This is a genomic window from Micromonospora sp. RP3T (assembly GCF_003027925.1).
Taxonomy (GTDB): Bacteria; Actinomycetota; Actinomycetes; order Mycobacteriales; family Micromonosporaceae; genus Micromonospora.
In genome coordinates this window covers 1-13,549 of the sequence record NZ_PYPS01000007.1, presented here as the reverse complement: position 1 = coordinate 13,549, position 13,549 = coordinate 1, and the positions used below count along the sequence as shown (strand labels likewise).

Genomic DNA, 13,549 nt, shown 5'->3' with positions numbered 1-13,549 from the left:
GAGTGGGACGCCGTCGCCGGCATCTGACAGGATTTCGGCATGAAGGAATACCTCCTCGTCGCTCTCGCCCTGCTCGGCGTGCTCATCATCGGCGGCCTGAGCCTCGTGGTGCCCCGGCTGCGCCGGCGCCCGGAGCCGCCGCTGCCGCGCACGGAGGTCGACACCCGCACCGAGGAGGACCTGGCCGGCCCGCCGGTGGAGGCGCCCGAGTCGGAGCTGACCACCGGCGTGGTGGTCGAGGCGCCGCCGGTCGAGGCGCCCCCGATCGAGGTCCCCGAGCCCACCGCCGGCCGGCTGGTCCGGCTGCGCTCCCGGCTGTCCCGCTCGCAGAACGCGTTCGGCAAGGGACTGCTCGGCCTGCTCAGCCGCGACCGGCTCGACGAGGACACCTGGGAGGAGATCGAGGACAGCCTGATCACCGCCGACGTCGGCGTGGACTCCACCCGGGAGATCGTCGACCGGCTGCGGGAGCGCACCCGGGTGCTCGGCACCCGCACCGGCGACGAGCTGCGCACGCTGCTCGCCACCGAGCTGGTCAACGCGCTCGACCCCGGCCTGGACCGGTCGCTGCGGACCACGCCGACCGACGGCGTGCCGGCGGTGGTGCTGGTGGTCGGCGTCAACGGCGCCGGCAAGACCACCACCTGCGGCAAGATCGCCCGGGTGCTGGTCGCGGACGGCCGTACCGTGCTGCTCGGCGCGGCCGACACGTTCCGGGCCGCCGCCGCCGACCAGTTGGAGACCTGGGGCGGCCGGGTGGGCGCGGAGACGGTCCGCGGCCCGGAGGCCGCCGACCCGGCCAGCGTCGCGTTCGACGCGGTCCGGCGCGGCATCGAGGTGGGCGTCGACACCGTGCTCATCGACACCGCCGGCCGGCTCCAGAACAAGATCGGCCTGATGGACGAGCTGGGCAAGGTCAAGCGGGTGGTGGAGAAGCACGGCCCGATCGACGAGACGCTGCTGATCCTGGACGCCACCACCGGCCAGAACGGCCTGGAGCAGGCCCGGGTCTTCACCGAGGCGGTCAACGTCACCGGCGTGGTGCTGACCAAGCTCGACGGGACGGCCAAGGGCGGCATCGTGATCGCCGTGCAACGCAAGCTCGGCATCCCGGTCAAGCTGGTCGGGCTCGGCGAGGGCAAGGACGACCTGGCCCCGTTCGACCCGGCGCAGTTCGTCGACGCGCTGCTCGGCACCGAGCCGCTCGGCCGGGACGCGTAACCCCTGCCGTGAGCACCGATGATCGCGCCTACCCCGGGTGGCGCGACCCCCACCACCCCGCGCCGCGCCTCGGGAGACCGTACGTGACTTCGCAGGAGATCCCGCTGCACGGCGGGAACGTGAGCACCGTGGTCCGCGTGGGCGACACGGTCCGGCGCAACGCCGGCCCCTGGACCCCCTCGGTGCACGCGCTGCTGCGCCACCTGGAATACGTCGGCTTCACCGGCGCGCCGCGCGCGCTCGGCATGGACGAGCGCAACCGGGAGGTGCTGTCGTACCTGGAGGGGGAGTGCGGGGAGTACCCGCTGGCCCCGCACTGGGTGACCGACGAGGCGCTGGTCACGGTGGCCACCATGCTGCGGATGTTCCACGACGCCCAGTACGGTTTCACCCCGCCGCCCGGCGCGGTCTGGCGCTCGTTCGGCCCGCCCCCGCCGGACACCGAGGTGATCTGCCACCACGACGCCGCGCCGCACAACGTGATCTGGCGTCCCGACGGCACGCTCGGGCTGATCGACTTCGACCTCGCCTCGCCCGGCGCCCGCATCTACGACGTGGCGTACGCGGCCTGGACCTGGGTGCCGATCTTCGCCGACCGGGACTCCATCACGCTCGGCTGGAAGCGCCCGGACCGGCCACGCCGGCTGCGCCTCTTCGCCGACGCGTACGGGCTGATCCCGCGTGACCGGCACCGGCTCATCCGCACCATCCGCAAGCGCATCGTCGACCACGTCGAGGGCATCCGGCGGATGGCCGCCGCCGGTGAGCCGGCGTTCGTCCGGATCGTGCACAAGGGCCACCTCCGCCGCCCGATGCGGGACCTGCGCCTGCTCGACTACGAGCGGCACCACCTGGAGTACGCGCTGCGCTGAGCAAGATCGGCGTTCTTCACACGCCGGAAACAACCCGTGACGCGTCGGAAATCGAGCGGTGTCGGTGCAGGAAACAGCGGCCGACCAAGCTTCCGCGCAACCGGCGTACGGGCGACGCTGCCCCGGAAGCCGCGAAGGAGGAAGTTCACCTTTAGGAGGCCAGCGTGCCTGAAGCACCGACGATCGACGGCGGCAACACCGTTTGGCTGCTGGTTTCGACCGCTCTCGTGCTGCTCATGACCCCCGGCCTGGCGCTGTTCTACGGCGGCCTCAACAGGTCCAAGGGCGTGCTCAACATGATGATGATGAGCTTCTCGGCCATCGGGCTCATCTCTGTTCTGTGGTGGTTCTACGGTTTCAGCGTCGCGTTCGGCAGCGACGTCAACGGGCTCTGGGGTGACCCGGGCGCCTACCTCGGCACCAAGACGTTCCTCGCCGAGACCGACCTCTGGGGCGCCACGGCGGAGAACCCCAGCGGCATCGGCATCCCGCTCTACGTGTTCATGGCGTTCCAGATGGTCTTCGCGGTGATCACCGTCGCGCTGATCAGCGGCGCCATCTCCGACCGGGCCAAGTTCTCCGGCTGGCTGCTCTTCGCGTTCGGCTGGGCCACCCTGGTCTACTTCCCGGTCGCGCACTGGGTGTGGGGCGGCGGCATCATCGGCGCCAAGCTGCACGCGCTGGACTTCGCCGGCGGCACCGCGGTGCACATCAACGCCGGTGCGGCGGCGCTCGGCGTGGCGCTGGTGCTCGGCAAGCGGGTCGGCTGGCCCCGCGAGGGCATGAAGCCGCACAACATCCCGCTCGTCGCGCTCGGCGCCGGTCTGCTCTGGTTCGGCTGGTTCGGCTTCAACGCCGGCTCCGAGCTGACCGTCGACTCGGTGGCCGGCCTGGCGTTCCTCAACACCCAGCTCGCCACCGCCGCGGCGGTGCTCGGCTGGTTGCTGGTCGAGCGGATCAAGGACGGCCGTCCGACCATGGTCGGTGCGTCCTCCGGCGCGGTCGCCGGCCTGGTCGCGATCACCCCGGCCTGCGGTTTCATCGCCCCCTGGGCGGCGGTCCTGCTCGGGCTCGTCGCCGGTGCGGTCTGCGCGCTCGCCATCAGCCTGAAGTACAAGCTCGGCTACGACGACTCGCTCGACGTGGTCGGCGTGCACTTCGTCGGCGGCTGGATCGGCTCGCTCTGGCTCGGGTTCTTCGCCACCAACTCCGTCAACAGCGCGATCGGCGACGTGATCGGCGCCTCCGACGGCCTGTTCTACGGCGGCGGCATCACCCAGCTCGGTCGGCAGGCGCTGGCCGGCCTGATCGTCACCGTCTGGTCGGGCGGGGTGGCCTGGCTGCTCGCCTTCGCCATCCAGAAGACGATCGGCTTCCGGGTGTCGGCCGAGGCCGAGGTCGACGGCATCGACGTCGCCGAGCACGCGGAGAGCGCGTACGACCTGTCGCCCACCACGGGCAGCAGCACCAGCGCGTTCGCCCTGGCCGGGATCGGCGGCGGCAAGCCGAGCCCGGAGCCCACCGACGAGGCGGACCCGTCCGCCGCGCCGGTCGGCGAGAAGGTCGCCGGTTAACGTTCCTGGGATGGAGGGATTGGACATGAAGCTGGTGACCGCGGTCATCAAGCCGTACCAGCTGGACGCGGTGAAGGAGGCCCTGCACGCCCTCGGCGTGGCCGGGCTGACCGTCAGCGAGGTCCAGGGCTACGGCCGGCAGAAGGGGCACACCGAGGTCTACCGGGGTGCGGAGTACACGGTCGAGTTCCTGCCCAAGATCCGGGTCGAGGTGCTCACCGACGAGATGGACGTCGACAAGATCGTGGACGCCATCGTCGGCGCCGCCCGGACCGGCAAGATCGGCGACGGCAAGGTCTGGGTGACCGGTGTCGAGGAGGTCGTCCGGGTGCGTACCGGCGAGCGCGGGCTCGACGCGCTCTGACCACGGAATCCGCCGACGTGACCTCGTTGACCACGGCCACCGCCCCGGGCGGGGACGGCGTACCCGTGGTCAACGAGGTCACCGGCCTGCCCGGGGGCGTCGGCGCGGCGGCCCGCGCCGCCCGCGCCGACGCGCTCGACGCCTGGCTGCACCGGATCTTCCCGGCCCGGCCCGGCGTCGCGCTGGTCGCCGTGGGCGGGCTCGGCCGCCGCCAGTGCGCCCCCTACGGCGACCTCGACCTGGTGCTGCTGCACGCCGGGGTGCCCGGCGTCGACGAGCTGGCCGCCGCGCTCTGGTACCCGATCTGGGACGCCGGCCTGCGGCTCGACCACTCGGTCCGCACCGTCGCCGAGGCGCTCTCGGTGGCCCAGGACGACGTCAAGGTCGCTCTCGGCCTGCTCGACGCGCGCCACGTGGCCGGCGACCCGGCCCTGACCGAGCAGCTCGCCCGCACCGCCACCGACCACTGGCGGCGCACCGCCATCCGGCAGCTCCCCGGGCTGCGCGAGATCACCGCCGCCCGCTGGGAGGCCCACGGCGAGCTGGCCTTCCTGCTCGAAGGCGACCTCAAGGAGGCCGCCGGTGGGCTGCGCGACGTCGGCATCCTGCGGGCCATCGCCACCGCCGGCGTCACCGACGCGCTCCGTCCCGCCGTGCACGCCGCGCACCGGCGTCTGCTGGACACCCGCGACGCCCTGCACCAGCAGGTCGGCCGCCGGGTCGACCGCCTGGTCGCGCAGGAACGCGACGGCGTCGCGAAGCTCCTCGGCGTCGACGGGGGCGACGCGCTGCTGCGCCTGACCGCCGGCGACGCGCGGACCGTCCGCCACGCCCTCGACGACGCCTGGCGGGCCGCCGACCGACTCCGTTCCGGCCGGCAGCGTGCCGCCTCGGGCCGGCCGGTGCGACGCCCGGTCGCCCGGGACGTCGTCGAGCAGGACGGCGAACTGGTGCTCGCCCGGACCGCGATCGGGGCCCGCCCCGACCCCTGCCTGTCGCTGCGGGTGGCCGCCGCGGCGGCCAGCACCCGGCTGCCCATCGCGCGCGCCACCTGCGAGTGGCTGGCCGCGTACTGCCCGCCGCTGCCCGCGCCCTGGCCGCCGGCCGCCCGCGCCGCGTTGATCACCCTGCTCGGCGCCGGCCCCGGCCTGGTGCCCGCCTGGGAGACCTGCGACAGGTACGGGCTGATCGACGGCTGGCTGCCCGAGTGGACCCGGATGCGCAGTCTGCCCCAGCACAACCCGGTGCACCGGTTCACGCTCGACCGGCACCTGGTGCAGACCGCGTACGAGGCCAGCCGGCACACCCGCGACGTGGAGCGCCCCGACCTGCTGCTGCTCGGCGCGTTCCTGCACGACATCGGCAAGGGACTGCCTGGAGATCATTCGACGGTCGGGGCGCCGCTGGCCGAGGCGGTGGCCACCCGGATCGGGCTGCCCCCGGCCGAGGCGGCGCTGATCGGCACGCTGGTCCGGCTGCACCTGCTGCTGCCCGAGGTGGCCACCCGGCGGGACCTGTCCGACCCGAAGACCATCGCCGGGGTCGCCGGGCTGGTCGGCGACGCCGGCACGCTGGAACTGCTGCACGCGCTGGTCCGGGCGGACGCCGCCGCCACCGGCCCGGCCGCCTGGTCGGGCTGGAAGGGCCGGCTGATCGCCGACCTGGTCGCCCGGGTACGCACCACGCTGGACACCGGCGAGGTGCCCGCCCCGCCGGCCCCCGACCCGGCGCTGGTCGCCGGCCCGCTGCCGGTCGTACACCTGGGCGAGGACCGGGTGTCGGTGGCCGCGGCCGACCGGCGTGGACTGCTCGCCACCGTGGCCGGGTGCCTGGCCCTGCACCGACTGGAAGTGATCTCCGCGGACGCCGCCACGGTCGACGGTCGCGCCCTGGTCGAGTGCCGGGTGCAGCCGCGCTACGGGCTCGCCCCCGACCCGATCGCGCTCAGCGCCGACCTGCGCCGGGCGGTGGCCGGCGACGTCTCGGTCACCCAGCGGCTGCGCGGCCGGGCGCTCGCGGCCCGCAGCCGGGGTGCCGCGCCCCGCGTGGTCTGGCACCGGGAGGCGGCCACCGACGCGGTGCTGCTGGAGTTGCGCGCGGCGGACGCGGCCGGCCTGCTCTACCGGGTCACCTGCGCGCTCGACGAGGCCGGCGCCCAGGTGCGCGCCGCCCGGATCGCCACCCTCGGCGGCGACGTGGTGGACACGTTCTACCTGGTCGGCACCGACCTACCGGACGAGCGTCGGGCCGTCGTCGAGGCCGCCGTCCTCGCCGCCGTGTAAGGAGGGGCCCCCTGTTAACGTTTTCGGTAGAGGCGGGGCCCCTGCTTAACACCTCGCGCTACGTCCGCTGACGTACGCCGGGAGCCGCCGCCGGGCCGACGCGACGCAGGGCCGCCGACGGGACGCTCAACGGCATGAACCCGCCCGTGCAGACCGAAGCGCTCACCAAACGGTACGGCGGCCTGACCGCCGTGCGGCAGCTCGACCTGACCGTCCGACCCGGTGAGGTGTACGGATTCCTCGGCCCGAACGGCGCCGGCAAGACCACCACGCTGCGCATGCTGCTCGGCCTGGTCCGTCCCAGCGCCGGCACGGTACGGCTGTTCGGCCGTACCCCCGGCGCCGGTCGGCTCAGCGGCGTCGGCGCGCTGATCGAGGGGCCGGCGTTCTACCCGTACCTGTCCGGCCGGGACAACCTGCGCGTGCTGGCCCGCTACGCCGGTGTCGGCGCGGACCGGGTCGCGGCCGTGCTCGACCAGGTCGACCTCGCCGACCGGGCCGGCGACCGGTACACCGGCTACTCGCTGGGCATGAAGCAGCGCCTCGGGGTGGCCGCCGCGCTGCTGAAGGACCCGCGCCTGCTGATCCTGGACGAGCCGACGAACGGCCTCGACCCGGCCGGCATGGCGGACATGCGGACGCTGATCCGGCGGCTCGGCGCGGCCGGGCACACCGTGCTGGTCTCCAGTCACCTGCTCGGCGAGGTCGAGCAGATCTGCGACCGGGTGGGCGTGGTCGCCCGGGGCGCGCTGGTCGCCGAGGGCAGCATCGACGAACTACGCGGCGCGGCCGGGCTGCGGGTGCTCGCCGACCCGCTGGACGCGGCGGCGGAGCGGGCCCGGGAACTCGTCGGCGCGGACCGGGTCCGCGTCGTCGACGGCGGGTTGGAACTCGCGGTCGAGCCGGCGCGGGCCGCCTGGCTGAACACCGCGCTTGTCGGTGCCGGACTCGCCGTACGCGAGCTGCGGCCCCGGGAGCGGGACCTGGAGCAGATCTTCTTCGACCTGGTGGAAAGGGGTACCGCCGATGTCGCGTAGTTTCCGTGCCGAGCTGGTCAAGCTGGTCCGGCGACCGGCCGTCTGGCTGCTGCTGGCGATCACGCTGGCGCTGTCGCTGATCTTCACCTACCTCTTCCCGTACGCCGGGGTGGCCGGCGGCGCCGACGGCCCGAACACGGACCGGGCGCTGCCCGCCCTGCTCCCCGACCACCTGGTCGGCAACTCGCTCGGCGGCCTGCCGATCTTCCTCGGCGCGATCCTGCTGATCCTCGGCGTGCTCACGGTCGGCGGCGAGTACGGCTGGGGCACCTGGAAGACCGTGCTCACCCAGGGCCCGACCCGGCTTCAGGTGTACGTGGGCAAGCTGCTCGCGCTCGCGGTCGCGGCGCTGGGCGTGGTGCTGGCCGTGTTCGCGGTCGGCGCGGTGGCCGCCACGCTGATCGCGTCCGCCGAGGCGCAGCCGGTGCGCTGGCCGTCGGCCGGTGATCTGGTGGTCGGCGTCGGCGCGGGGTGGCTCGTCGCCACGATGTGGGCCATGCTCGGTGCGGTGCTCGCGGTCGCGTTGCGTGCGGTGGCGCTTCCGGTCGGCTTGGGACTGGTGTGGATGCTCGCCGTGCAGAACCTGCTCGCCGCCATCGCCGCCCCGCTCGTCGACTGGGTGGCGACCGCCCAGCAGGGGCTGCCGGGCCCGAACGCCGGGGCGTTGGCCGCCGCGCTGGGCGCGCCCGAGGACACCCCGGGTGTCGCCACCACCGTCGGCGGTGGACTGGCGGCGGTGGTGGTGGCCGCGTACCTGGTGGGTTTCGCGGCGGTCGGCGCGGCGCTGCTGCGCCGGCGGGACATCGGCTGAGCCGGGACGGGGGCGAGATGGACCGCGAGCGTCGGCGTCGAGGTCGGTGGTCCCTCGACGGCCTGCTCGCCCTGGCCCTGCTGGCGATCGGCCTGGCCGGCACCGGGCCGGCCGGCCTGAACCAGGATGTCCGGGCCGACCTGGGCGCCTATCCGCTGGTAGCGGTCGCCGCGCTCGCGGTGGCGGGACGCCGGCGGTGGCCGGTGCCGACCCTGGCCGTGGTCACCGCCGCGACCACGGCGTACCTGATGCTGGGCTACCCGTACGGCCCGATCCTGCTGTCGTTCTTCGCCGCGGTCTACGCGGTGGCCGTGCACCGGCCGTTCCGCGACGCGGCGGGGGCCGGCGCGGTCGCGTTGGTCGCGCTGCTGGTCTACGTGTTCGTCGGGGTCCGGCCACCGGGGCCGGTCGGTCTGATGCCGGTCGCCGCGTGGGTGGTGGTGCCGGTCGCGATCGGGGTCACCGTGCGGATGGGCCGGGAGGCCACCGCGCGGAGCCGGGCGGACGAGGCCCGCCGGTTGGCCGACGCGGAGCGGCTGCGGGTGGCCCGGGAGGTGCACGACGTGGTGGGCCACGGGCTCGCCGCGATCCACCTCCAGGCCGAGATCGCGTTGCATCTGCTGGCCCGTAGGCCCGAGCAGGCCGAGGCGGCGCTCACCGCGATCAGCCGGACCAGCCAGGAGGCGCTTGACGAGCTGCGGGTCACGCTCACCGTGGTCCGTCGCGAGGAGTCAGTCGACGAGCGCGCGCCGGCGCCCGGGCTGGGCCAGCTCCCGCAGTTGCGGGAACGGCTGGCCGGCGCCGGCGTGCCGCTCACCGTCGAGGTGGCCGGCATGACGCGCGCGCTGCCGGCGGCGGTGGACCTGGCCGCGTACCGGGTGGTGCAGGAGGCGCTGACCAACGTGTTGCGGCACGCCGGGCCGGCCACCGCCGCGGTCCACGTCGGGTACGCGCCGGGCCAGGTCACCGTGGAGGTCACCGACACCGGCCGGGGCCCTTCCGCCCGGCCCGCCCGGCCCACCGGCTCGGGTCTGGCCGGCATGCGCGAACGGGTCATCGCGCTCGGCGGTACGTTCAGCGCCGGGGCGGCCCCGGCCGGCGGGTTCCGGGTGCACGCCACGCTGCCCACGCGGGAGGTCACATGATCCGGGTGCTGCTCGCCGACGACCAGGACCTGGTCCGGATCGGACTGCGGGCCCTGGTGGAGAGCGAGGACGACCTGACGGTCGTGGGGGAGGCCGCCGACGGGCTCGCCGCCGTGACGGTGGCCCGCCGGGAACGCCCCGACGTGGTGCTGATGGACGTGCGGATGCCCGGCGTCGACGGCATCGAGGCCACCCGGCGTATCGTCGGCGACCCGACGCTGGCCGGCACCCGGGTGGTGGTGCTCACCACGTTCGAGCTGGACGAGTACGTCTTCGACGCGCTCCGGCACGGGGCCAGCGGCTTTCTCACCAAGGACACCCGCCCGGTCGACCTGTTGCGGGCGATCCGCCTGGTCGCCGACGGGGAGGCGCTGCTGTCCCCGTCGGTGACCCGACGGGTGGTCCGGGAGTTCGCCACCCGGCCGGCCCGGGTGCCGCGTCCGCATCCCCGGCTCGGGTCGCTCACCGACCGGGAACGCGAGGTGGTGGGGCTGGTCGGGGAGGGGCTGAGCAACGCCGAGATCGCGGACCGGCTGGTGGTCAGCCCGGCGACGGCGCGTACCCACGTCAGCCGGGCGATGGTGAAGCTCGGCGCCCGGGACCGGGCGCAACTGGTGGTGTTCGCGTACCAGTCGGGCCTGGTCGTCTCCTGACCCGCTCGGGGGCGGCCGGGTCGGAGCGGGGGTGCGGGCGGCGGGCTACCCTAACGGTGGGCTGGACAGCCGGCCCGGCCGCACTGTGCCCGCCGATGACGACAAACGGGATGTTCGCGTGTTTGACACCTTGAGTGACCGCCTGTCCGGGATCTTCACCAAGCTCCGCGGCAAGGGACGGCTCACCGACGCCGACATCGACGCCACCGCACGCGAGATCCGGATGGCGCTGCTGGAGGCCGACGTCGCCCTGCCGGTGGTCAAGGGCTTCATCGCGAACGTCAAGGAGCGGGCCCGCGGGTCCGAGGTCTCCCAGGCGCTCAACCCGGCCCAGCAGATCGTCAAGATCGTCAACGAGGAGCTGATCACCGTCCTCGGCGGCGAGGGGCGGCGGCTCCAGTTCGCCAAGAACCCGCCGACCGTGATCATGCTCGCCGGCCTCCAGGGCTCCGGCAAGACCACGCTCGCCGGCAAGCTGGCCCGCTGGCTCAAGGGCCAGGGCCACCAGCCGCTGCTGGTCGCCGCCGACCTCCAGCGCCCGAACGCCGTCGGGCAGCTCCAGGTGCTCGGCGGCCGGGCCGGCGTCGAGGTGTACGCCCCGGCGCCCGGCAACGGCGTCGGTGACCCGGTGCAGGTGGCCCGCGACTCGATCGAGCACGCCCGCCGCGCCGCCCGCGACATCGTCATCGTGGACACCGCCGGCCGGCTCGGCATCGACGCCGAGATGATGCGGCAGGCGGCGGACATCCGCGACGCGGTCCAGCCGGACGAGGTCATCTTCGTCATCGACGCCATGGTCGGCCAGGACGCGGTCCGTACCGCCGAGGCGTTCCGCGACGGCGTCGGCATCACCGGCGTGGTCCTCTCCAAGCTCGACGGTGACGCCCGCGGTGGTGCCGCGCTCTCCGTCCGGGAGGTCACCGGCCAGCCGATCCTGTTCGCCTCCACCGGCGAGAAGCTGGAGGACTTCGACGTCTTCCACCCCGACCGGATGGCCAGCCGGATCCTCGGCATGGGCGACGTCCTCACGCTGATCGAGCAGGCCGAGGCGGCCTTCGACTCCGATCAGAAGGAGAAGATGACCGCCAAGCTGATGGGCGGGGAGACCTTCACGCTGGAGGACTTCCTCGATCAGCTCATCGCGGTCCGGCGGATGGGTCCGATCGCCAACGTGCTGGCCATGATGCCCGGCATGGGCCAGATGAAAGACCAGATCGCCGAGCTGGACGACAAGCACTTCGACCGGGTCACCGCGATCATCCGGTCGATGACGCCGGCCGAGCGCACCACCCCGAAGATCATCAACGGGTCCCGGCGGGCCCGCATCGCGGCCGGCTCCGGCGTCACCGTGATGGACGTCAATCAACTGCTCAACCGCTTCGCCGACGCGCAGAAGATGATGAAGCAGATGGGCGGCATGATGGGGCTGCCCGGCGGCGGCCGGCGCAAGGCGACCAAGTCGCCGAAGAACAAGCGCAAGGGCACCAAGGGCGGCGGCGGTCGGCCGCGTACCGGCGCCGGGATGCCGGGCGGCTTCCCTGGCGGCATGCCGCAGCTCCCGCCGGGCCTGGACCCGGGCGACCTGGCCGGTGGGCAGGGCCTGCCTCCGGGCTTCAAGCTGCCGAAGATCGACTTCAACAAGCTGGGCAAGGGCGGGGACAAGGGTCCCCGCTAGCGTGTCGGTGACGGTGGGCGACATCATCATCTCCTAGGGTGATGTCGTCCCCCTGAAGGAGATGTCAATGACCGCGGCCCCGATCCTGCCGGAGCGGCACGAGTGGACGGTCGACGACCTGGGCGACCTGCCCAAGGACCTTCCGTACGAACTGATCAACGGAAGGTTGATCGTGCCGTCCCCCACTGCCGTACACCAGGAGCTGTGTGTCCGACTGCTGCTCGCGCTCCGCGTCAACTGCCCGCCCGAGTTCCTCGTCACCATCGACCTCTCGATGCAGGTCGACCGGCGCAACGAGCCGCGACCCGACGTGGTGGTCATCCGGCGCAAGCACGCCGGCCGGTCACCGGTGCCGGTCGAGGACGCGTTGCTCGCGGTGGAGGTGGTCCCGCCGACGTCGCACTTCCGCGACCTCTCCGACAAGGCCAAGGTCTACGCCCGCGCCGGAGTCGGCTCCTACTGGGTGGTGGACCCGCAGCACGAGCGGATCGCGCTCACCGAGTACACGCTCGGCGGCGCTGCCCGCGAGTACGAGCAACTGATCCACACCGAGGACCTGTTCGTCACCGAGCGCCCCTGGAAGGTTTCGGTCGACCTGCCGGCGTTGACCGCACGACGCAACGACCTGCTGGCCGGCGCGGACGACTGAGATCGGGTAGGACTGTGCGCATGGCTCTGCATGTGCGCGGTGTGTTCCTCCCCGACGACGAGGTCCGGGACGTCTGGCTGGTCGGCGACCGGGTCACCTTCGAACCGGTGCCCGGCGCCGAGACGGTGGCCGACGGCGGCTTCGTGCTGCCCGGCCTGACCGACGCGCACTGCCACCTCGGCATCGCCCGCGGCGGCGCGCCGATCACCTCGCTCGACCAGGCCCGCGAACTGGCCCGGATCGACCGGGACGCGGGCGTGCTGGCGATCCGCGACGCCGGCTCGCCGTACCCGTACCCCGAGTTGGAGGACGAGCCGGAGCTGCCGCGCCTGGCCCGCGCCGGCCGGCACGTCGCGCCGCCGAAGCGGTACCTACGCGACATCGGCGTGGAGGTCGACGCCGCCGAGGTGGCCACGACCGTGACCGCGCAGGCCGCCGCCGGCAACGGCTGGGTCAAGCTGGTCGGTGACTGGATCGACCGGGGCGTGGGCGACCTGGCGCCGGCCTGGGACGCCGACACGATGACCGCGGCGGTCGCCGCCGCGCACGCCGCCGGGGTACGCGCCGCGGTGCACACGTTCTCCGAGTCGGCCGTGGAGATCATGGTGCGGGCCGGGGTGGACTCGGTGGAGCACGGCACCGGGCTGAGCCTCGACCTGATCGACCTGATGGCCCGGCAGGGCACCGCGCTGGTGCCCACGATGATCAACATTCGGACGTTCGGCCACATCGCGGAGCAGGCCCGGACCAAGTTCCCCGGGTACGCCGACCACATGCTCGCCCTGCGCGACCGCTTCCCCGAGGTGGTCCGCGCCGCGCACGAGGCCGGCGTGCCGATCTACGTGGGCACCGACGCCGGCGGCGGCATCGACCACGGGCTCGCGGCCGAGGAGATGCTGCTGCTGCACGAGCAGGCCGGCATGTCCGCCGAGGACGTGCTGGCCGCCGCCTCCTGGCGGGCCCGGGAGTGGCTCGGCTTCCCCGGCCTGGTCGAGGGCGGCCTCGCCGACCTGGTGGTCTACGCCGCGGACCCGCGCCGCGACCTGCGGGTCGTCCGGACGCCCAGCCGGATCGTGCTGCGCGGCCGCGTGATCCGCTGACGCCGCATCCGCCGGCGCGGCCCCCGTCCGCGCGCCCCCGTCCGCCCGCGTGCCCCGTCCGTGTGGCTGCTGTTTCACGGAAAGAGTGCTTATTCCGCGTCGAATGGCCACGCTTTCCGTGAATTAGGGCCCGGCGTGGGGGTGGGTGGCGTGGGGGTGGGTGGTG

The 13,549-nt window shown here is 73.7% G+C and carries 12 protein-coding genes; all 12 read left to right on the top strand.

What is annotated here, in order from left to right; genetic code table 11:
- Window positions 1-39: 39 nt before the first annotated feature.
- The 12 genes from ftsY to C8054_RS07910 all read left to right on the top strand — a co-directional run bounded on the left by ftsY (window position 40) and on the right by C8054_RS07910 (window position 13,383).
- Window positions 40-1,221, top strand: coding sequence for a signal recognition particle-docking protein FtsY (gene ftsY, locus C8054_RS07965; RefSeq protein ID WP_107156102.1), 1,182 nt, complete (start codon window positions 40-42; stop codon window positions 1,219-1,221).
- Window positions 1,222-1,229: 8 nt separating this feature from the next.
- Entirely contained in the window at window positions 1,230-2,093 is an 864-nt protein-coding gene (locus C8054_RS07960; RefSeq protein ID WP_199199603.1) for an aminoglycoside phosphotransferase family protein, read from the top strand.
- Window positions 2,094-2,257: 164 nt separating this feature from the next.
- Window positions 2,258-3,667 (top strand): ammonium transporter, encoded by a 1,410-nt coding sequence (locus C8054_RS07955; RefSeq protein ID WP_107156100.1) that lies wholly within the window; start codon window positions 2,258-2,260, stop codon window positions 3,665-3,667.
- Window positions 3,668-3,692: 25 nt separating this feature from the next.
- Window positions 3,693-4,031 carry a P-II family nitrogen regulator gene (locus C8054_RS07950; protein ID WP_013284578.1) on the top strand — a complete coding sequence of 113 codons (339 nt, stop codon included), beginning with the start codon at window positions 3,693-3,695 and terminating at the stop codon, window positions 4,029-4,031.
- Between the two features lie 17 nt (window positions 4,032-4,048).
- Entirely contained in the window at window positions 4,049-6,313 is a 2,265-nt protein-coding gene (locus tag C8054_RS07945; protein ID WP_107156099.1) for a [protein-PII] uridylyltransferase, read from the top strand.
- 134 nt (window positions 6,314-6,447) lie between these two features.
- Window positions 6,448-7,350 carry an ABC transporter ATP-binding protein gene (locus C8054_RS07940; protein WP_107156098.1) on the top strand — a complete coding sequence of 301 codons (903 nt, stop codon included), beginning with the start codon at window positions 6,448-6,450 and terminating at the stop codon, window positions 7,348-7,350.
- A complete protein-coding gene (locus tag C8054_RS07935) occupies window positions 7,340-8,161 on the top strand; it encodes an ABC transporter permease (RefSeq protein WP_107156097.1) in 822 nt (273 codons plus the stop codon). The genes C8054_RS07940 and C8054_RS07935 overlap by 11 nt, the downstream gene beginning before the upstream one ends.
- Before the next feature lie 17 nt (window positions 8,162-8,178).
- Entirely contained in the window at window positions 8,179-9,306 is a 1,128-nt protein-coding gene (locus C8054_RS07930; protein WP_107156096.1) for a sensor histidine kinase, read from the top strand.
- Entirely contained in the window at window positions 9,303-9,959 is a 657-nt protein-coding gene (locus C8054_RS07925; protein WP_107156095.1) for a response regulator transcription factor, read from the top strand. Before C8054_RS07930 ends, C8054_RS07925 begins: the two co-directional genes overlap by 4 nt.
- Before the next feature lie 118 nt (window positions 9,960-10,077).
- A complete protein-coding gene (gene ffh, locus C8054_RS07920) occupies window positions 10,078-11,634 on the top strand; it encodes a signal recognition particle protein (protein ID WP_107156094.1) in 1,557 nt (518 codons plus the stop codon).
- Window positions 11,635-11,701: 67 nt separating this feature from the next.
- Entirely contained in the window at window positions 11,702-12,283 is a 582-nt protein-coding gene (locus tag C8054_RS07915; RefSeq protein ID WP_107156093.1) for a Uma2 family endonuclease, read from the top strand.
- A 20-nt stretch (window positions 12,284-12,303) separates the two neighbouring features.
- Window positions 12,304-13,383, top strand: a complete 1,080-nt coding sequence (locus C8054_RS07910; RefSeq protein ID WP_107156092.1) for an amidohydrolase family protein — start codon at window positions 12,304-12,306, stop codon at window positions 13,381-13,383.
- Window positions 13,384-13,549: the final 166 nt, after the last annotated feature.

Excerpts from the sequence above, each read along its gene's own strand:
- C8054_RS07925 (WP_107156095.1), top strand. The coding sequence starts at position 9,303 with ATGATCCGGGTGCTGCTCGCCGACGACCAGGACCTGGTCCGGATCGGA.
- C8054_RS07950 (WP_013284578.1), top strand. The coding sequence starts at position 3,693 with ATGAAGCTGGTGACCGCGGTCATCAAGCCGTACCAGCTGGACGCGGTG.
- C8054_RS07915 (WP_107156093.1), top strand. The coding sequence starts at position 11,702 with ATGACCGCGGCCCCGATCCTGCCGGAGCGGCACGAGTGGACGGTCGAC.
- C8054_RS07910 (WP_107156092.1), top strand. The coding sequence starts at position 12,304 with ATGGCTCTGCATGTGCGCGGTGTGTTCCTCCCCGACGACGAGGTCCGG.
- ftsY (WP_107156102.1), top strand. The coding sequence starts at position 40 with ATGAAGGAATACCTCCTCGTCGCTCTCGCCCTGCTCGGCGTGCTCATC.
- C8054_RS07930 (WP_107156096.1), top strand. The coding sequence starts at position 8,179 with ATGGACCGCGAGCGTCGGCGTCGAGGTCGGTGGTCCCTCGACGGCCTG.
- C8054_RS07940 (WP_107156098.1), top strand. The coding sequence starts at position 6,448 with ATGAACCCGCCCGTGCAGACCGAAGCGCTCACCAAACGGTACGGCGGC.
- C8054_RS07935 (WP_107156097.1), top strand. The coding sequence starts at position 7,340 with ATGTCGCGTAGTTTCCGTGCCGAGCTGGTCAAGCTGGTCCGGCGACCG.